The following is an 18,943-nucleotide window of genomic DNA, read 5'->3' as shown; positions in this document are numbered from 1 at the left end:
AATAGAGGATGCCGAAGGCGAAAAAGGGCCAAAACCCGTCATTACGAAGATTTAATGTGCAGTGCACAATAGAACGGCAGCTAACGCAGCATCGGCCACAGCGTCGCCGCAAGCATCACGCCCATGGCGATGTTGAACCATTTGAGCCGCACCGCATCCGCCAGAAAACCGCGCAGCGCCATGCCGAAACCGGCCCAGGTCGAAATGCTCGGCAGCATAACGACGGCGAACGCGGCCGCGATCAGCACCACCGACACAAACCGGCGTTCCGGGTTCGTATAGACGGCCATGGCTGTAATCGCCATCACCCAGGCTTTGGGATTGACCCACTGGAAAGCCGCAGCCTCGATGAACCGCATCGGCTGGCCCTTCGCCTCGCCTTCGCCGCCGAGCGAGCGCGACATGGCGATCTTCCAGGCGAGATAAAGCAAGTAGAGGCCGCCGGCGATCTTCAACCCGGTATGCAGGACCGGAAAGGCCGTCAACACGGCGCCAAGCCCGAAGCCTACGGCAAGCAACAGCACGAGGAAGCCGAAGCCGATGCCGAGCATGTGTGGCACGGTCTTGACCAAGCCGAAATTCACGCCCGAGGCCAGAAGCATGAAGTTGTTCGGGCCCGGCGTGATCGAGGTCACGAAGGCATAGACCAGTAAGGCGAAGAATGCGTCGAATGTCATGCCGTTCCCCTAATCAATGCGATCGGTGGCAAAGCGACGAGATAGAGCCAAGCTGGATGACTACATCCCTTGCGGGCCGCGGTTCATCGCCGCCACCCCGGTACGGCAGATCTCGACCAGCCCGAGCGGTTTCATGATGGCGATGAACTGATCGAGCTTGGAGCCCTTGCCGGTGATCTCGAAGATGAAATGCTCGGTGTTGGCATCGATGACGCTGGCGCGGAATGCATCGGCGAGCCGGAGCGCCTCGACGCGGGCTTCGCCGGTGCCGGCGACCTTGACCAGCGCGAGTTCCCGCTCCAATGGCCGCTCCTGTCCGAATTCCTGCGACCGCACGGTGAGATCGACGACGCGGTGCACCGGCACGATGCGCTCGAGTTGGTGCTTGATCTGCTCCAGCACGTGCGGCGTGCCGCGCGTCACGATGGTGATGCGCGACAGGTGCTTTTCGTGCTCGGTTTCCGAGACCGTCAGGCTCTCGATGTTGTAGCCACGTCCGGAAAACAGGCCGATGACCCGCGCAAGCACGCCCGGCTCGTTGTCGACCAGGACCGAAAGCGTGTGGTTCTCTGGTTTTTCCGTCTCCTTGGCGATGAAATAGGCGGAGCCGGTCGGTTGCAACTGTGCGTTCATGACATCAATCTCGATTTCAAACTTTTGCGCTAATCTGCTGTTTTCGCACAGCTTCCTTGAACCAGGCTACACCAGTTCCCTGCCCTTGGCGTCGATAGCGTTGGCCACAGCTTCGTCCGTCGCCTCGTCCGGCAACAGCATCTCGTTATGCGCCTTGCCGGACGGGATCATCGGGAAGCAGTTGGCGAGCGTCGCCACGCGGCAGTCGAACAGGACGGGCTTCTTGACCCCGATCATCTCCTTGATAGCGTCATCGAGCTCGTCCGGCTTGTCGCAGCGAATGCCGTGGCCGCCATAGGCTTCGGCGAGCTTGACGAAATCCGGCATCGCCTCGGTGTAGGAGTGCGACAGCCGGTTGCCGTGCAGCAGCTGCTGCCACTGCCGCACCATGCCCATATATTGGTTGTTGAGGATGAAGATCTTGATCGGTGCCTCGTGCTGCACCGCGGCGCTCATCTCCTGCATCGTCATCTGCACCGAAGCGTCGCCGGCGATATCGATGACCAGCGCATCCGGGTGCGCGATCTGCACGCCGAGCGCGGCCGGCAGGCCGTAGCCCATCGTGCCCAGTCCGCCAGAGGTCATCCAGCGGTTCGGCTTCTCGAAATGATAGTGCTGCGCCGCCCACATCTGATGCTGGCCGACCTCGGTGGTGATGTAGGTGTCGAGGTCCTTGGTCAGCGCATAGAGCCGCTGGACGGCATATTGCGGCATGATCACCTCGTGGTTCATCTTGTAGGCGAGCGAATCGCGCGCGCGCCATTTGGCAATCTGCTCCCACCAAGGGTGAAGCGCTTTCTTGTCGGCCTTGGCGGTTGCCCGCCACAGCCGCACCAGATCCTCCAGCACATGCCCGACATCGCCGATGATCGGCACGTCGGTGTGGACGTTCTTGTTGATCGACGACGGGTCGATGTCGATGTGGATCTTCTTCGAATTCGGCGAAAACGCCGTCAGCCGCCCGGTGATGCGGTCGTCGAAGCGCGCGCCGATGCAGAGCATGACGTCGCAATCGTGCATCGCCATGTTCGCTTCATACGTGCCGTGCATGCCGAGCATGCCCATCCAGTTCTTGCCCGACGCCGGATAGGCGCCGAGGCCCATCAGCGTCGAGGTGATGGGAAAGCCGGTGAGGTCGACCAGCTCGCGCAGCAGATGGCTCGCCTCCGGGCCGGAATTGATGACGCCGCCGCCCGAATAGATGATCGGCTTCCTGGCGCCGGCCATCAGCTCGACCGCCGCCTTGATCTTTTCCAGATCGCCCTGGACCTTCGGTTGGTAGCTGGTGCGCGGCGCCGTCTGCGGCGGGACATAGATACCCTTGGCGAACTGCACGTCCTTCGGAATGTCGACGACGACCGGACCGGGGCGCCCTGTCGTTGCCACATGGAAGGCCTCGTGGATCGTTGCCGCGAGCTCGTTGACGTCCTTCACCAGCCAGTTGTGCTTGGTGCAGGGCCGCGTGATGCCGACCGTGTCGCACTCCTGGAACGCATCCGAGCCGATCAGCGAAGTCGGCACCTGGCCGGTCAGGCAGACCAGCGGGATCGAGTCCATCAGCGCGTCCTGCAATGGCGTCACCGCATTGGTGGCGCCCGGCCCTGAGGTCACCAGCATGACGCCGGCCTTGCCGGTCGAGCGCGCATAGCCTTCCGCCGCGTGGCCCGCGCCCTGCTCGTGGCGGACGAGGATGTGCTCGACCTCGTCCTGCTGGAAGATTTCATCGTAGATTGGCAGAACCGCGCCGCCCGGATAGCCGAAAACATGCTTGACGCCGTTGTCCTTCAGCGCCTGCACCACCATTTCGGCGCCCGTCATTTCGCTCCTTGGCATTTCGGTTCTTGGCATTTCGCGCCGCTCATTCTGTCCACTGCTCATCGGTCTGGTCCCGTACTGTTCGCCATCTGGCGATTGCTCGTCGTTTAGTCGTGTTTCGGGCAATAAAAAAGGCCCCCGAGGGAGCCTGTGTCTTGCGCATGGGAGGTCATCGCCCGGCGGTTACACCGCCTCGCCCACGCGCTTTCCTACGAGAATGAGTGCCTTTTTCATGGTGGCGGACAATAGAATTGGTTTGACGCCGCTGTCAACGGCGAATGTGCACTTGGCCTGACGTCGGCACATCCGCCCATTGTGCACCCGCGCCGCCTTTCCGCCGCGCGGGTCTTCCGTTTCAGGCGCAGAGCACCACACCCCTCGCCTTGGCCCAGCGCTCGATGATCTTGCGCTCCTCGAGCGAGGCGAGACGATTGCCGAAACCGCGCACCTGCACCGCACGGTTTTGCGGGTCGAGTTCGATCGTCAGCAACCGCTCGATCTTGCCGAGCGCCGAGCGCCGCAGCACCCAGATCGAGGCATTGCCGGCGATGCATTTGGCCGCGTATATCGAGACGCAATGATGCATCGCCCGGCTCTCGGCGACCAGATCCTCGGCTGTTTTCAACTGACGGATGAAGAAACGCTCGCCATGCGCCTTTGCCTCCTTGGTCGACGGCTGCCAGTCCCAATCGTCGAGGCGCGAGCCGTCCCAGGCGCGACCCTGCGACTGCGTCCCGGCAGTATGCGTGGCCCGCCCGGCAGCGCGGCGGCGCATTGCCTCGATGCGTTCGATCGCGGCAATGTCTCGATGCCATTCCAGCATCTGCCGACGCAGCGAGGCGAGCGTGCGACCCTTCAGGCTGTACGCCGCATCGCGCTGGTGCACGGCGCCGATATAGTCGCATAGATCGTCGATCTCCTCCTTCGACGCGGGTTGCCCGCAGAAGAACCGTGTCACCTCGCGCCAGAAGGCCAGATCGTTACGTGGCGTGCGCGCGATTTTCGACTTGGCAAGTCGGGCCGCCAACCCGGAATCATCCGTGTAGGACCGGACGATCGCCACCCAAAATGCCTCGTCGAACGTGAAATCGCCGGGCAAGTTCAAGAAGCAATGCACCTCCTTGCGAGACAGCCACGCACAGGCGCCCGCCTTGTAAAGCGAGTCACCACGCGCCACTGCGATATGCCAAGCCTTGCGAAGCGCAATCTCGCCGGCATTCAACCCCGAGCTGTCCAGCCAGGTCCCCTCGAGCGCGGCTGTAACCGGGTAGCGCGCATAGAGATGACGCGCCGCGGCCAGCCGCAGCCGCGCGGGGTCGCGCGTCTTCAGCTTTGGACGCCACAGCGCGCCGTCGCGGATCGCCATGCCGGCAAAGCCCCGACGTGCCTCGTCGAGCGCCCGCTCGAAATCCGGAGCGGGACGCGGGACGGGAAAAACCCGCCGCAGCGTTACGGCATATGCTTCAATGCGTTCGCGCTCGGCATCCTGCCTGCGCTGGATCATGGACTTTGCCATGGCCGTTCTTCCTGATTGGAACCCTGTCGGCCGCACGCAATTCCAGCGTCGGCACGGAATGTGTCGATCTGGATCGCCGGGTCATTGACAGGTCTCCTTTCAGGACGACGGATCAGAATGGGCGGCTTCTCTAAGCTCGCCGCCAATTTGACGCAAGAGCTATTCTTTCCATGCCCGCGATGGTCTGACGGGTGTTGCAAAGGTGCATCGTTGTCACCATCACCGTGTCCGGCCGACGCGTTTCCAGTAGATGAGGGTGCCTGTCAGCCCGCCATGCGGCTTCAGCGCATAATCCGGTATTTCGCCGGCCAGCGTGAAGCCGAGCTTTTCATAGAGGCCGGAAGCCCCCTCCTCTTTTGCCGTGTCGAGGACCAACAGCGTGCGGCCTTTCTCCACGGCAACGGCTTCCGCCGCCTCCATCAGGCGGGTTGCGATGCCCTTGCCGCGATAATCGAGGCGGGTCATCAGCTTGGCGATCTCGGCCCGGTGCGGCTGGTTGGGAGGGCAGTCGAGCAGCAAGGTGACGGTGCCGACCAGAGCCTCGCCGTTCCAGGCCCCAAGCACGGCCCTTTCGCCTCTGGCGGCCGCATGAAGCGACCTGTTCCAGAAGGCCGCGGCCATCTCCGGCGCCAGCGGATGCATGAAGCTGACCGAGCCGCCGGCAGCGACTGTCCCGATCAGGAGATCCGCCAGCATTTTTTGCGTTCCGTCAGTACTGGTGAGTGGCCTGATTTCGATCGAACTCATGTGGTTCCCCTGCGCCGTCCGTCAATCGAAATGACTGATCCGCTTCCGCTTCCTGGCCCGCCGGATTTCCGCGATGCGATCGGCGTCTTCCTCTTGCAGATGCCGCCCGCGTTCCAGCAGTTCGAGCGTGTATTCCTCATAGGTCAGGCCCAGCCGCTCGGCCTTGTCCAGCCGCATCAGCATGATCTCGCGGCTCGGCACTTTCCATGCCTGGGCATGGGCGGTCCGCCAGGCAAGAAACACATAGGGCTCACCCTTGCCCCAGGGCGGACCGTTATAGTCGTCGAGCGGCGGACCGCCATTGTCGGAGCGTTTCGGACGGCGCGCCTTCACCTCAGCTCCTGGCCAACGCAACCAGATACTCGGCGGCGTCCGGCCCCGGAGCGTGAAAGACGCAATCGGATGGCGCGCCGAGCGCCAGGCAGTCGCCGGGTTCGAGCCGGTGAACGATGTCCCCCTCGGTGAATTCCAGCCGCCCGGAGATCAGCCATATCTGTTGCCTAATGAAGGCATAGGACGCCGCCGGGAAACTTACCTTGGCGCCGGCCGGCAACTGGATCCGGATCAGTTCGAGGGGCATGTCGGAGACCGGCGAAAGATGCCGCCGCACATAACCCGTAGCCGGATCGCGCCAGAGCGGCTGGTCACGTTCGCGAAGCAGGCCACCGCCCTGCAATTCCGCCCTTGCGATCAATGTGGACAGCGTCATGCCGAAGGCGGCCGCAATGCGCACAAGGAGTGCCGCCGTCGGGCTGGTCATGCCGCGTTCTACCGTGCTCAGCATGGCTTTCGAAACATCGGACCGCTCCGCCAGCTCTGCCAGGGACCAGCCTCGAGCCACTCTTTCGGCATGTATTCTTCTGCCGATGGTCGAGGAGATGTCGTTCGCTATATCATCCATTAATCCAATATATCGAAATTTTTCTACGGAGCAACGGGACTCCTTAATGTCCGCTAAACCATCCGGCCTCATCCCACCTTAACCCCGTTCGCCTAGGCTCATCGCTTGGGAAAAGGGATCGGCGTGTCCATGCTCGTTGAACGCGAAGCCTCCATTGGGGAACCGACTTTGCTGGAGCGCCGCAGGGCCGAGCAGAACGACAAGCGCATTCTGGGCAATGTCGTGCAATGCGACGGCGCGCGCGCCACCATCAGCGCCTATGCCGACGATATCGAAGGCACGGTCACCGGCCTGTGGAGCGTCGGCAAGATGATCTCGATCAATCTCGGTACATCACGAACCGTCGGCCTGGTCTATGAAATCGCCAAGTCGGATCGTGCCTGGAGCAGCGAGGGCCAGAATCCGATCGAGGTCAGCATCGAATTGATCGGCGAGGTGCGCGACGGTGCCGAACCCGGCGCGAAGCCGATCTTCGACCGTGGCATCACAACCTACCCGCATATCGGCGCCATTGCCCATCGTATCCGCAGCCGCGACCTGCAGGCCGTCTACGATCTCGCCGGTCGTCATTCGATCACCATCGGCACGCTGTCGCAGGACGAGGCCATCGACGCCAATATCGCCATCGACGATACGCTGGCGCGGCATTTCGCCATTGTCGGCACCACCGGGGTCGGCAAATCGACCGCCGTCTCGCTGCTCTTGCGCAAGTCGATCGCCGCCCGGCCCGACCTGCGCGTGCTCATCCTCGATCCACACAACGAGTTCGCCGCGTCGTTGCCCGAATATTGCGTCAGGGTCGATTCGACGACGCTCGACCTGCCCTTCTGGATGTTCAAGCTAGAGGAATTTGCCGAGGTGCTGTTTCGCGGCCGCGAGACGGTTCCGGAAGAGGTCGACGCCTTGCGCGATCTCATTCCCGCGGCCAAGAACCTCTACCGCAATCCGAACTCCGGCAACTATCTACGGCGCAGCACCGATGCGCTGACCGCCGACGCGCCGGTGCCCTATCGCATTGCCGACCTCATCAAGCTGGTCGACGAACGCATGGGATTGCTGGAAAGCAAGAACGATCGCCCGACCCTCAGGTCACTGAAGACACGTATCGAATCGGCGGCATCCGATCCGCGCTACCGTTTCATGTTCAACTCGCGCCTGATCGAGGACACCATCCACGAGACGATCGGCAACATCTTCCGCGTGCCGCATCACGGCCGCCCTGTGACCTGCTTCGAAATGGCCGGCATGCCGTCCGAGGTGGTCAATTCCGTATGCTCGGTGCTGGCGCGGCTGGCCTTCGACCTGGCGTTGTGGAGCGAAGGCCGCCTGCGGCTGCTCTTCCTGTGCGAGGAAGCGCATCGCTATATGCCGGCCGATCCGCGCCTCGGTTTCGCGCCGACGCGGCACGCGCTGTCGCGCATCGCCAAGGAAGGCCGCAAATATGGCTGTTATCTCGGCGTCGTCACCCAGCGCCCGGGCGAACTCGACCCGACCATCCTGTCGCAGTGCTCGACGTTCTTTGCCATGCGGCTCGCCAACGAGCAGGACCAGGCGATCATCCGCTCGGCGATCGCCGACTCCTCGGCTTCGACGCTGGCGTTCCTGTCTTCCATGGGCCAGCGCGAGGCCATTGCCTTCGGGGAAGGCGTGGCGACGACGATGCGGATGAAGTTCGAAAAGCTCTCCGAGGATTTGATCCCCGGCACCGCCAAGCGCGCGGACGCCTTGCGGTCCGAAACCGGCGACGAGGTCGACCTCGTGGCGATCGTCGAACGGCTCCGCAACGTGCCGAAATCACAGCAGGCAATGCCTTTCGCGGAAGTCGTCGATCCGGGCCGGCAGGCCGGCGATTCGGACTATCGCAAGCCGTCGGCCGCACGCACCCAGCGGAACGACGATTTCGACTTGCGCTACGGCCTCAAGCCGGCGACCTTCGGCCTGCGTCCCCCAGAATGATTGAGCCGAGCGACTTTTAGGCAGCGCTCGCAGATATCAAAGCTGAGTTTCGATGGCTGTCTTGTCTATGATTGACCACACTTGGCGAATTTTCCCTCTCTGAAACTCATAGAATACGTTCTCGGCAAACGAAATTCTCTTCCCGCTTACATCGAGCCCAAGGAACGTTCCCCTTGGCGCGCAGTCGAAGCTTAGCCGGCTCGCTATATAAGGCGGATCGGCAACCAATAGCTGAATGTCGAAGTAAAGGTCCGGAATTTCGTCGAAGTCTCTCACCAACATTTCGAGATAGCCGGACAATCCGAGCTTGCGATCGTTGTGGGTCACTTCGTCATGAACAAACCGCCCCAGATTTGGCCAATCCTGCTTGTTCAGGCATGCAATATAGCCTCGGTAAAGACCGGAGAGATCGGATTTAGTCACGGCAACACCTCTATTTCCGGCAAGCCCCGCAAAGGCAGCATCTCAGCTTGACTGGGTGACGTCGGTCTGCGTGCACCGGAAACGCAGAAAACGATACCAGACGGCCGGCATCACGAATTCAATGACGGAATTTCAGGCACAGACGCGGTTGCGCCCTTGCCTCTTCGCCTCATAGAGCTGGCGATCGGCGCGGCGATAGAACTCCTCGGCGGTTTCCTTGCGATCCCAGACGGCAAGCCCGACGCTGGTGGTGATTTTCAGTCGGACATTGCCCGTCAGCACCGACATGTTGGCGATCGCCTTGCGGATGCGCTCCGCGAATTTGGATAGCAGCTCGGCGTCCATATTGGGCGTGACCACCGCGAACTCCTCGCCGCCCAGGCGCGCCACCACGTCGTGATAGCGTGTCATGTCCTTGAGACAGTTGGCGACCGCCCGCAACACCTCGTCGCCGACATCGTGGCCGTGGCTGTCGTTGACCTGCTTGAAATGGTCGAGGTCGAGGATCATCAGCCCTACTGGTTTCTCGATGCGACGGAACTCTTCGAGATATTCCTTCAGCGCATCGTCGAAATAACGCCGGTTCTGCATGCCGGTGAGGCTGTCGGTGAGCGCCGCATGCTCTAGCGTCTCCGAACGCGCGCTGAGCGAAACGGTCATGGCGCGCAGCTTGCCTTCTTCCGTCGCCTGCTTTCGGATCAGCGGGTAGATGAAGAAAATGCCGAAGAACAGCGCAGTCGCCAGCAGCACGCCCGTCGCAAACAGCAGCTTGTTGAGATAGACGATTTCATCGAGTTCCGAAGGCGTATTGCTAATGTCGGCGGCCAGGGTTTGCAGGAGCCCATAGGCGTAAAGCGTCACCAGGCCGGCGGCCAGGATCACAAAAATAAAGACGAAAAAGGCTGATTCCGCCTTGTGGAAACGCATCTGCTCCCCGTTGGAAAGTTCGTAACGATCTTATGGCATGCGGGAACTTACGGACAGTTAACCTGGACAACTTCAACGCGAAATGTCCCCTCGGTGTCGACTTTTCAGGTTGCGCTCGAATGAGGGAGTGAGAGCATCGAGTCGATCCCCTCACCAGGACGCAATCTCTGCCATTCCGGGCCCAATTGGTGCCTGAACCAGGTCGCCTGCCGTTTGGCATATTGCCGCGTCGCGATTTTCGCGCGCTCGATGGCCTCGGGAAAACTGAAGGCGCCGGCCAGCGCGGCCTGAAGCTCGCGAACACCGATTGCTTTCATCGCCGGCAGGTCGGGATCGAGGCCGAGCGCTGAAAGCTGTTTCACCTCGTCCAGTGCCCCCTTGTCCAGCATGCGGTCGAAGCGAGCATCGATCCGCTCCACCAGCGCCGCTCGCTCCGGCTCGATGACGAAAAAGCGCGCGCTGCTCCTGTCGATCAACGGCCGGCCACGCGCGGCCTGCCAGTCCAGGATGGAACGCCCCGACGCGTCGAGCACCTCCAGCGCCCGCACGATGCGCTGGCCATCCGTCGGCTTAAGCATCATGCCGGCCGCAGAATCCTCGCGCAACAGGATGCGGTGCAATCTCACTGCGCCCTGTTCCTGGAGCTCGTAGCGCCAGCGATCGCGGATCGACTTCGGAATGTCGGGCATCTCCGAGATACCTTCCGTGAGCGCCCGGAAATAAAGCCCGGTACCGCCGACGAAAATCACTGGCCGCTCCGAGAGCGTGCCGTCGTCGATGAGCTTCGTGACATCACGCAACCAGGCGCCGGTGGAATAGGCGGTGGACGGATCGACGTGTCCATAAAGAAAGTGGGGGACGCGGGCGAGTTCGGCAGGACCAGGCCGCGCCGTCAGCACGTCGAGCACCGAATAGCCTTGCATAGAATCGGTGTTGACGATGACACCGCCATTGCGCTCGGCGAGGTCGAGTGCGAGCGCCGACTTGCCGCTGGCGGTCGGCCCGGCTATCAGGATCGCGTTCTTCACGCGGCCTTCGCCCGCCTGTCCGCTGGAATTTTCGATGCCGCTGATCGCCACGCTTCTATCCCATCCCGCCGGCCGCGCATTGACGCCGACGCTAGCGAATATGGCCTCGCGGTCGGTCGGCGCAAGCGCTGTTCGCTGGCTGGCCGAAGGCATCGCCTGCGAACTCGACTTGCCGGAGACCGCCGACGCTTCCGAAATAACGGCGCGCCTGCAGGCCGCGCTTGCTTCCGAACCGATCGACGTGGCCGTCCAGCCGGCTGAGAACAGGCGCAAGAAGATCCTGATCGCCGACATGGATTCGACAATGATCGACCAGGAATGCATCGACGAGCTTGCCGACGAGATCGGCGTCAAGGATCGCGTCGCCGCCATCACGGCGCGATCGATGAACGGCGAGATCGCATTCGAGCCGGCCTTGCGCGAGCGTGTGGCGCTGCTCAAGGATCTCGATGCCGCAATCATCGACCGCATCATCGGCAATCGCCTGACGCTAGCCTCCGGCGGCCGCACGCTCGTCCAGACAATGGCGGCCAATGGCGCCTGGACGGCGCTGATCTCCGGTGGTTTCGACATCTTCACCACCCGCATCGCAGCATTGCTCGGCTTTCACGAAAATCGCGCCAACCGCCTGATCGAGCAGGATCGCCGCTTCACCGGCTTGGTCGCCGAACCGATCCTCGGCCGCGCCGCCAAGGCCGAAGCCCTTATCGAGATTTCCGCCCGCCTCGGCCTGACGCCTGCCGATGCCATTGCCGTCGGCGACGGCGCCAACGATCTCGACATGATCCGTCTTGCCGGCATCGGCGTCGCCTTGCACGCCAAGCCGGCCGTGGCAGCCGAGGCAAAGATCCGCATCGACCACGGCGACCTCACCGCCTTGCTTTATCTGCAGGGTTATCGCCGGGAGGAATTTTTCGAATGACGCCGATCCGCACCGAGCGCCTGATCCTGCGCAACTGGGGAGATCGTCACCGCGAGCTCTTCCATCGCATCAATTCCGACGAGCGCGTCATGGAATTCTTTCCGTTTCGGCGCGACCGTGCCCAGTCGGACGCCAAGATGGAGGAGTTGCGCGCGGCTATCGATCGCGACGGCTTCGGCTTCGCGGCCGCTGAGATCGCAGCCACAGGTGAATGCATCGGCTTCGTCGGCATAACCCGAACCGATCATTTGCCATTCCTGCCGCCCGGCACGATCGAGATCGGCTGGCGGCTGGCACCCGAATTCTGGGGCCGCGGCTATGTCACCGAAGCAGCCGAAGCCTGGCTCACCTATGGCTTTGAAAGACTTGGCCTCGACGAAATCGTGTCCTTCGCAGTCAAGGATAACAGCCGGTCCACTGCCGTCATGGAGCGCCTGGGCATGATCGCCGACCCGGCCTCCGACTTCGACCATCCCGGTGTTCCGGACAGCCACACCGCACTCAGGCGACATGTCTTCTACAGGCTGCCACGCACAGACTGGCAGGCAAGAAAAAGGGCGGCCCGCTAGCCGCCCTTTTTCGTTTCAAGATCAGAGTGTTGCAGGCTCTTCCGGACTCAATCCATCCGGATTGTCACAAACCTCAGCTCGCCGGTCTTCGACGCCAGCATCAAAAGCGCGTTCTTGCGCCCCTGCTCCTTCAGCGCGCCGATCCGGTCCATGACGTCCTTGGGCGTTGCGACCGATTCCTGCGCAATCTCGGTGATCACTTCGCCCGGCTGGATGCCGCGTTCGGCAGCCGCCGAATCCTTGGAGACGTCGGTCACGACGACGCCGGAGACGTCGGCGGCAATGCCGAACTTCGTGCGCGTCTCCTCATTGAGCTCGCCGATCGTCATGCCGAGCACGGCAGCCGTCGAAACCGCAGGCGCCTTGTCGGCATCGTCCTGGTCGGTGTTGCCGTTTTCACCGCCGCTGGCAAGCTTTTCGCCGTCCTCGAGCCGGCCGAGCGTCACCTTGACGGTCTGCTCGACCCCTTTGCGCACGATGATCACGTCGACCGCCTTGCCGACCGGGCTCTCCGCCACGACGCGCGGCAGGTCGCGCATTTCATGGATGTCCTTGCCGTCGAATTTGATGATGACGTCGCCGGCCTGGATTGTGCCGTTGTCGACCGGCCCGCCCTTGATGACGCCGGCGACCAGCGCGCCCTTGGCGGTCGCCATGCCCAGGCTTTCGGCAATGTCGTCGGTCACCGGCTGGATGCGCACGCCGAGCCAGCCGCGCCGCGTCTCGCCGAACTGGCGAAGCTGGTCGACGACGCCCGAGGCAAGCTGCGACGGGATCGAGAAGCCGATGCCGATCGAGCCTCCCGACGGCGAGATGATTGCCGTGTTGATGCCGATGACCTCGCCGCTGCTGTTGAACAGCGGTCCACCGGAATTGCCGCGGTTGATCGCGGCATCGGTTTGGATGAAGTCGTCATACGGGCCCGAATTGATGTCGCGATTGCGCGCCGAGACGATGCCGACCGTCACCGTGCCGCCGAGCCCGAACGGATTGCCGATCGCCATCACCCAGTCGCCGACACGCATCGTGTTGGAATCGCCGAACTTCACCGCCGTCAGCTTGTGCCCTTTCGGATCGACCTTCAGCACCGCGACATCGGTCTTGGTGTCGGTGCCGACCAGCGTCGCCTTGAGCGTCACCCCATCGGAGAAATTCACCTCGATGTCGTCGGCATCGGCAATGACGTGGTTGTTGGTCACCACGATGCCCTGCTCGGCGTCGACCACGAAGCCGGAGCCCAGCGACTGCACCTTTTGCCCGCCGCCGCCCTTGTCGCCGCCACGGTTCTTGAAGAAATCGTCGAAGAAGTCCTGGAAGGGCGAGCCCTCCGGCAGCTGCGGCATCGGCACTGCGCCCGGCCCCTCAGTGCCTTTAACAGTCTGCGACGTCGAGATGTTGACCACGGCGCCAAGCAGGCCGGCGGCGAGATCGGCAACCGAGGGCGGCCCGTCGGCTGCCATCGTCGGCGCCACGAACGACGGAACGGCAACGGCGCCGACCAGAAGCGCAGCGGCCCCGGCGATGAACGTCCGCCTCGCTGCACGCAGAAGGGTGGTGGATGTCATCGAAAGGCCTCCGGGTGTTCTGAAAAAAAACCGCTTCGGCAAAAATGCCGGTCCGCGTCATGTTGGCAAGAAATAAGGCACGTTTGCGGCTATGGCTACCGCCAGAGAATAAATCCTCTGTTACGCCGGCTATCCCTGCACCGGCCCTACTGGCCGGTGCTTGGCTGCGCTGCCGGTGCGGCGGGAGCGGCAGGTGCTGGCGCTGGTGCCGCCGGTGCCACAGGCGTTTCCTTGCTGTCCGGGTCGCGGAAGAAGCGGAAGAACTCGGAATTCGGCGACAGCACCATCGTCGTTCCGGCGCTGTTCAGCGCCGTGCCATAGGCATTCATCGACCGATAGAAATCGAAGAAGGCCGGATCGCGCTGATAGGCCCCGGCAAACGTGGCACTGCGCTGGGCTTCACCTTCACCGCGCAGGATTTCAGACTCTTTTTGCGCTTCGGCGACGATTTCGACCACTTCGCGGTCGGCGCGAGCCCTGATCCGCTGCGCTGCCTCATTGCCTCGCGCCCTCAGCCGCTCGGCTTCGGCGAGACGTTCGGCCTTCATGCGATCGAAGGTCTGCTGCGAGACTTCGGCCGTGAGATCGGTGCGGCGGATGCGGACATCCTCGATCTGCAGGCCAAGCGAGGTGGCATCGGGCCTCAGCTGATCGCGCACCTCGCGCATCATCACCGCGCGCTCTTCCGAGAGCGCCGCCTCGAAGTCTCGCAGGCCATAGACGCGGCGCAAGGCGGCGTCGAGACGCGTCCTCAGCCGGGCCTCGGCCAGTTCGATCTGGCCGGACACCGCGGCGCGGAACACGCGCGGATCCGAGATACGATAGGCGATAAAGGCATCGACCTCATAGAATTTGCCGCCCGAAACCTGGACACGGATGTTGTCGAGGTCGAAGCGCAGGACCCTGTTTTCGATCAGCTGCACGGTGTCGGCATCGAAGAAGGAGAATGGCGCCTTGAAATAGATGCCCGGCTGGTTCTTGACGTCGACGATTTCGCCGAACCTGAGCACCAGCGCCTGCTGGCGCGCATTGACGACGAAGACCGACGAGTAGAGCAGGAACAGGATGACCGCGGCGATGACCGCAATGACGGGAAGACGGTTGGCCATCACTGGTTTCCTCCGGTGGCCGGTGTCGGCGCCTTCTGCTGCAATGCCGGCAGCGGCAGGTAGGGAACGACCCCTTGCCCGTTGCCCTGCTCGACGATGACCTTGCTCGAATCCTTCAGCACCCTCTCCATCGTTTCCAGGTAGAGTCGCTTGCGCGTCACCTCCGGCGCCTTGGCATATTCGTCATAAACCGAGATGAAGCGCTGCGCCTCGCCTTCGGCCTCCTGCACGACCCGGTTTTTGTAGGCGGCCGCGTCTTCGCGGATCTGTGCGGCCGCACCGCGTGCCTGGCCGAGCTTCTGATTGGAATACTGATTGGCCTGCTCGACGAACTTGTCCTCGTCCTGCTCGGCGCGCTGCACCTCGTCGAACGCGTCTGCCACCTCGCGCGGTGGCGCGGCGTCCTCGATCGAAATGGCGTTGACGTTGAGGCCGGCCTTGTAACCATCCAGCGTCGTCTGGATGATCTCACGCACCGACGCCGCGATGCCTTGCCGGTCGTCGCGGAAAATGTCCTGCGCCGGGCGCCGGCCGACCGCTTCGCGCATCGCGCTTTCGGCGACCTGCTGCAGCATGCCGTCCGGGTCGGACACGTCGAACAGATAGGCCTTAGGGTCGGAGACCTGATAGGCCACAGAGAACTGCACATTGACGATGTTCTGGTCGCCGGAAAGCATCAGGCCATTGCCGCTGGAACTGCCGCCGCCGATACTGACAAGCTGCTCGGCGATGTTGGCGGTCTCGACCGTTTCGATGGGCCACCAATGGAAATGCAGGCCAGGCTGCGACAGCTCCGCCTTCGGCTTGCCGAACCTGAGTTCCACCGCAACTTCGTCGGGCTGCACGGTGTAGACCGCCTTGAACGCCCATAGCACCACCAGCGCCGCGGCAATCAGCCCGAACACGGCAGGGCTCGCGCCACCGCCGCCCGGCAGCGCGCGCCGCAACCTGTCCTGCCCGCGCCGGATGATATCCTCGAGATCGGGAGGCGAGCCCTGCGGGCCGCTGGGTCCTTTTGGTCCCTGACCCCAAGGCCCCTGATTGTTGCCGCCGCCCCACGGGCCGCCGCCGCCGCTCTTGTCGTTCCAGGGCATGAATGTCCTTTCGCTTGGAATTCCCTCAAGCGCCGGCTCACCGGCGCAAAATCCAATATTATTATTCTATAGGGATGCAGCGGCACGCTTTCAACGCGATCGGCTGCCGCCACTGTCCGCCTTTTGGGTCCATCTAGACCTGTCGCGACCCCTTTGTCGCCTTCAATGCACGTCGCGGCGCCGCTCGTAAACCGAATAGCGTGTCGCATGGCTGTCCTTTTCGCCAGCCTCCACCTCCTGCGAGCGGACGATCCGCCACAGCGCCGGATCGATCGGCGGGAAATGGGCATCGCCGTCGACCGCGGCCAGAACATGGGTCACGTGCAGCCGATCGGCCAACGGCAGCGCCTGAGCGTAGATCTCGCCGCCGCCGATGACGCAGATCTCGTCGGCGCCGGCCATGCAGCGCCCGCGCACCGTCGCCAGCGCGATTGCGTCCTCGATCGAGTGCGCGACTTCGACGCCCTCGGCGCGCCATGCCCTGTCTCGTGTCACCACGATGTTGAGCCTGCCCGGCAATGGGCGGCCGATGCCTTCATAGGTCTTGCGGCCCATGATGATGGGCTTGCCCATCGTATCGGCTTTGAACCGCTTGAGATCGGTGGACAGCCGCCACGGCAACCCACCCTCGCGCCCGATCACGCCGTTCTCGGCGATGGCGACATAAATCGCGAGGTCCATCAGCCGCCGTTTCCGCCATCGGATGGCTCCAGCAGCAATATGTCGATATCGTGCTCGGGGTAGAAGTTCTGCGCCTTCATCTCGAACGTCGTCGGTCCGATCTTCCTGACGTTTTCGCCGCAAAACGAGACCAGGTTCTTCGCATCGCCCTTGTCGACGGTCAGCTTGAAACTGCCGATGTTTCCCGACGCCCAGTTGCCGCCCGTGGTCAGGATATAGGCGATGCGGTTCTCGAAATATTTGGGGTAGCCGTCGGGATCGTCCTTGGCTGCCTTGCGCACGGCATTCTCGAAGGCATCGTCCATGCAGTAGCGTGTCTTGTAGGCGGCATACTGACCCTGGAACTGGCCGTCATAGAAGAAGCTGACCGAGGAGGTGCCGCCGACGCTCGGCTTGTAGCGATGCGAGACATGGACCGCCTTGTTGGCCGGAAACGTCGAGCGCCACCAATAGGTCGAGCGCAATTGCCAGAACGGCATATAGACGGTCTTCATGCCCGAACCGTCGTCGGCAGTGTCCTCGATGATGATGCCGCGGTTGACCCAGTCGTCGGCGACCGCTTGCGGCAGCTTTGCCAGCGCTGCCTTGGCCGCATCGCCGAACGGATAGAACGGCACGCCCTGCGCCTTCAGGTCAGCGCCGATGTCGATGCCGAGCGCGAACACCTTCTGCTCGAGCTGCAGCTTTGCCGGCACCCCGTCGATCGTCACTTCGAAGCCGAGGAAATTGTCGCTCTGCGCCTCCGGAATCGCCGGTATTTCTTCGGGGTCGCCTTCGATGTCGGGCATCGGAAAGGCGACGATCGCATCGACATTCTTGTCGGTGTTGTTGCGGAAGACGTAATCGACCATCACTTTTTCCGGCGAGATGTAGAGATCCTCGCTTTCCATCGCCACCGCATCGCTGCGCGAAAGGATCAGCCCACCGGTGCCGAGTTCGGCGACCGAATCATTGGCGAGCGCAGGCGTAGCCGAGAGCGCCAAGGCTGCGGTCAGGACGTAACGGAACATGGAAGCTCCCCCGGCGAGATGCCAATATGACTCTAGCTGTTCAATGTGGCGTTTCAAAGCCTTTCGGCAAATGCGCCGGCGCCTGCCGGCATGTCGTGTCGGTCTAGACACGCCGGTCCCGATCGGGCAGGAGTTCGCCCATGCGCAAGCTTCTCGTCATCGGCATCGGCGCCGGCAATCCGGAGCACATGACGGTCCAGGCCATTAACGGTCTCAATCGGGCCGACTTGCTGTTCATTCCCGACAAGGGCGCCAAGAAGAACGATCTCTCCGAATTGCGCCGCCAGATCTGCGACCGCTTCGTCATTAATCCGAACTCGCGCCGTGTCGAATTCGAGGTGCCGGTGCGCGCCGAGCCGGCGCCTTCCTACCGCTCGACCGTCGACGACTGGCACGAGGCGATCGCCGCGATCTACGAAGGCCTGATCCGCGACGAACTCCCTGAAGATGGCTGCGGCGCCTTCCTGATCTGGGGCGATCCGTCGCTCTACGACAGTGCGCTGCGCATCCTCGAGCGCGTGCGCCTCAGAGGCAATGTAGCGTTCGAGCTGGAGGTCATCCCTGGCATCACCGCCATCCAGGCACTCGCAGCCAGCCACAAAATGGCATTGAACCGGATCGGCGACGCCATTTTGATCACCACCGGCCGCCGGCTCGCCGAGGAAGGTCTGCCCGAAAACGCCGGCAGCACCATCGTCATGCTGGACGGCAAATGCGCCTTCAACACGCTGGACGACAACGACGTCACCGTCCACTGGGGCGCCTATCTCGGGACGCCCGACGAGATCGTCATCTCGGGCCGGATTGGCGACGTCGGCGACAAGATCGTGAGCACCCGTGAGCAGGCCCGCCGGAAAAAAGGCTGGATCATGGACACCTATCTGCTGCGCAAGCCGGGCGAGCCTAAGAAGTAACAGGGATCACACGCGGCATGAATTCCGCCGGCGTCACGCTGCGTCGATCTCGGCCTGCAGCGCCTCCATATGCGCCGCCGCTGCTGAAGACGCAGCCCGCTCGATCGCGCGGAAGCGGCTGACCACAGCAAGCCCGACCGACGTCAACTGGGCGCCACCGCCTTTTTTGCCGCCCGTCTGTGCCGCAACCAGCGGCTTGCCGAACACGCGGTTCATGTCTTCGACCAGATCCCAGGCGTGCTTGTACGACATCTCCATGCCGCGTGCCGCGGCCGAAATCGAGCCGAAGGCGGCGATCTGTTCCAGAAGCTCGATCTTGCCCGGTCCGATGCGGCCATCTGGATCGAGATTTATCCGCAAACTCAGCGACGGCATTTGCTCCTCCGCGGTGACGCCATTCTACAAGTTCTGCAGCGATACCGCTATTCTAAAACGATATAGCGAATCATCGGCCGT

At 62.7% G+C, this 18,943-nt stretch carries 20 protein-coding genes; 4 read left to right on the top strand and 16 right to left on the bottom strand.

Annotated elements, in window-relative coordinates; all coding sequences use genetic code 11:
- Positions 1-80 precede the first annotated feature (80 nt).
- The 7 genes from NKK47_RS04090 to NKK47_RS04060 all read right to left on the bottom strand — a co-directional run bounded on the left by NKK47_RS04090 (position 81) and on the right by NKK47_RS04060 (position 6,289).
- On the bottom strand, positions 81-677 hold the full coding sequence (locus NKK47_RS04090; protein WP_352575158.1) for a LysE family translocator: 597 nt from the start codon (positions 675-677) through the stop codon (positions 81-83).
- 60 nt (positions 678-737) lie between these two features.
- Complete coding sequence (ilvN, locus tag NKK47_RS04085; RefSeq protein WP_023676680.1) at positions 738-1,310, bottom strand: acetolactate synthase small subunit; 573 nt, start codon at positions 1,308-1,310, stop codon at positions 738-740.
- A gap of 66 nt (positions 1,311-1,376) precedes the next feature.
- The gene (locus NKK47_RS04080; protein ID WP_352456507.1) at positions 1,377-3,128 is read right to left on the bottom strand and encodes an acetolactate synthase 3 large subunit; all 1,752 of its coding nucleotides are present in this window, start codon (positions 3,126-3,128) and stop codon (positions 1,377-1,379) included.
- A gap of 352 nt (positions 3,129-3,480) precedes the next feature.
- The gene (locus NKK47_RS04075; protein WP_352456508.1) at positions 3,481-4,641 is read right to left on the bottom strand and encodes a PcfJ domain-containing protein; all 1,161 of its coding nucleotides are present in this window, start codon (positions 4,639-4,641) and stop codon (positions 3,481-3,483) included.
- 219 nt (positions 4,642-4,860) lie between these two features.
- Positions 4,861-5,388 (bottom strand): GNAT family N-acetyltransferase, encoded by a 528-nt coding sequence (locus NKK47_RS04070; protein ID WP_352570432.1) that lies wholly within the window; start codon positions 5,386-5,388, stop codon positions 4,861-4,863.
- Between the two features lie 21 nt (positions 5,389-5,409).
- A complete protein-coding gene (locus tag NKK47_RS04065; protein ID WP_352575156.1) occupies positions 5,410-5,721 on the bottom strand; it encodes a hypothetical protein in 312 nt (103 codons plus the stop codon).
- 1 nt (position 5,722) lies between these two features.
- Positions 5,723-6,289 (bottom strand): helix-turn-helix domain-containing protein, encoded by a 567-nt coding sequence (locus tag NKK47_RS04060; RefSeq protein ID WP_352456511.1) that lies wholly within the window; start codon positions 6,287-6,289, stop codon positions 5,723-5,725.
- 129 nt (positions 6,290-6,418) lie between these two features.
- Here NKK47_RS04060 and NKK47_RS04055 point away from each other — a divergent pair, with 129 nt between their 5' ends.
- On the top strand, positions 6,419-8,245 hold the full coding sequence (locus tag NKK47_RS04055; protein WP_352456561.1) for an ATP-binding protein: 1,827 nt from the start codon (positions 6,419-6,421) through the stop codon (positions 8,243-8,245).
- A gap of 36 nt (positions 8,246-8,281) precedes the next feature.
- On the opposite strand, the gene NKK47_RS04050 is transcribed toward NKK47_RS04055, so the two are convergent.
- The 3 genes from NKK47_RS04050 to miaA form a co-directional block, all read right to left on the bottom strand.
- Positions 8,282-8,668 (bottom strand): ester cyclase, encoded by a 387-nt coding sequence (locus tag NKK47_RS04050; protein ID WP_352456512.1) that lies wholly within the window; start codon positions 8,666-8,668, stop codon positions 8,282-8,284.
- A gap of 132 nt (positions 8,669-8,800) precedes the next feature.
- A complete protein-coding gene (locus tag NKK47_RS04045) occupies positions 8,801-9,595 on the bottom strand; it encodes a GGDEF domain-containing protein (protein WP_023676688.1) in 795 nt (264 codons plus the stop codon).
- Positions 9,596-9,699: 104 nt separating this feature from the next.
- A complete protein-coding gene (miaA, locus tag NKK47_RS04040; protein ID WP_352456562.1) occupies positions 9,700-10,668 on the bottom strand; it encodes a tRNA (adenosine(37)-N6)-dimethylallyltransferase MiaA in 969 nt (322 codons plus the stop codon).
- Here miaA and serB point away from each other — a divergent pair.
- Together serB and NKK47_RS04030 are read left to right on the top strand one after the other, a co-directional pair.
- A complete protein-coding gene (gene serB / locus NKK47_RS04035; protein WP_352575154.1) occupies positions 10,658-11,545 on the top strand; it encodes a phosphoserine phosphatase SerB in 888 nt (295 codons plus the stop codon). The genes miaA and serB overlap by 11 nt on opposite strands.
- Positions 11,542-12,114: a GNAT family N-acetyltransferase gene (locus NKK47_RS04030; RefSeq protein ID WP_352575152.1), complete on the top strand. Its 573-nt coding sequence runs from the start codon at positions 11,542-11,544 to the stop codon at positions 12,112-12,114. Before serB ends, NKK47_RS04030 begins: the two co-directional genes overlap by 4 nt.
- Before the next feature lie 47 nt (positions 12,115-12,161).
- On the opposite strand, the gene NKK47_RS04025 is transcribed toward NKK47_RS04030, so the two are convergent.
- From NKK47_RS04025 to NKK47_RS04005, 5 genes are all read right to left on the bottom strand, one after another.
- A complete protein-coding gene (locus NKK47_RS04025) occupies positions 12,162-13,679 on the bottom strand; it encodes a DegQ family serine endoprotease (RefSeq protein WP_352575150.1) in 1,518 nt (505 codons plus the stop codon).
- Between the two features lie 146 nt (positions 13,680-13,825).
- Positions 13,826-14,788: a protease modulator HflC gene (gene hflC, locus NKK47_RS04020; protein WP_352456515.1), complete on the bottom strand. Its 963-nt coding sequence runs from the start codon at positions 14,786-14,788 to the stop codon at positions 13,826-13,828.
- Positions 14,788-15,882, bottom strand: a complete 1,095-nt coding sequence (hflK, locus tag NKK47_RS04015) for an FtsH protease activity modulator HflK (RefSeq protein ID WP_352456516.1) — start codon at positions 15,880-15,882, stop codon at positions 14,788-14,790. Before hflK ends, hflC begins: the two co-directional genes overlap by 1 nt.
- 162 nt (positions 15,883-16,044) lie before the next feature.
- Positions 16,045-16,563, bottom strand: coding sequence for a dihydrofolate reductase (locus NKK47_RS04010; RefSeq protein ID WP_023676694.1), 519 nt, complete (start codon positions 16,561-16,563; stop codon positions 16,045-16,047).
- A complete protein-coding gene (locus NKK47_RS04005; RefSeq protein ID WP_352575148.1) occupies positions 16,563-17,573 on the bottom strand; it encodes a DUF4424 domain-containing protein in 1,011 nt (336 codons plus the stop codon). Before NKK47_RS04005 ends, NKK47_RS04010 begins: the two co-directional genes overlap by 1 nt.
- A gap of 140 nt (positions 17,574-17,713) precedes the next feature.
- Here NKK47_RS04005 and cobF point away from each other — a divergent pair, with 140 nt between their 5' ends.
- The gene (gene cobF, locus NKK47_RS04000) at positions 17,714-18,487 is read left to right on the top strand and encodes a precorrin-6A synthase (deacetylating) (RefSeq protein ID WP_352456518.1); all 774 of its coding nucleotides are present in this window, start codon (positions 17,714-17,716) and stop codon (positions 18,485-18,487) included.
- Between the two features lie 33 nt (positions 18,488-18,520).
- On the opposite strand, the gene NKK47_RS03995 is transcribed toward cobF, so the two are convergent.
- The gene (locus tag NKK47_RS03995; protein WP_023676697.1) at positions 18,521-18,862 is read right to left on the bottom strand and encodes a winged helix-turn-helix domain-containing protein; all 342 of its coding nucleotides are present in this window, start codon (positions 18,860-18,862) and stop codon (positions 18,521-18,523) included.
- Positions 18,863-18,943: the final 81 nt, after the last annotated feature.

This window comes from Mesorhizobium sp. M0019, assembly GCF_040323975.1.
Lineage (GTDB): Bacteria > Pseudomonadota > Alphaproteobacteria > Rhizobiales > Rhizobiaceae > Mesorhizobium.
Note: the sequence above shows the minus strand (reverse complement) of the source record. Positions and strands in the feature narration are given on the sequence as shown.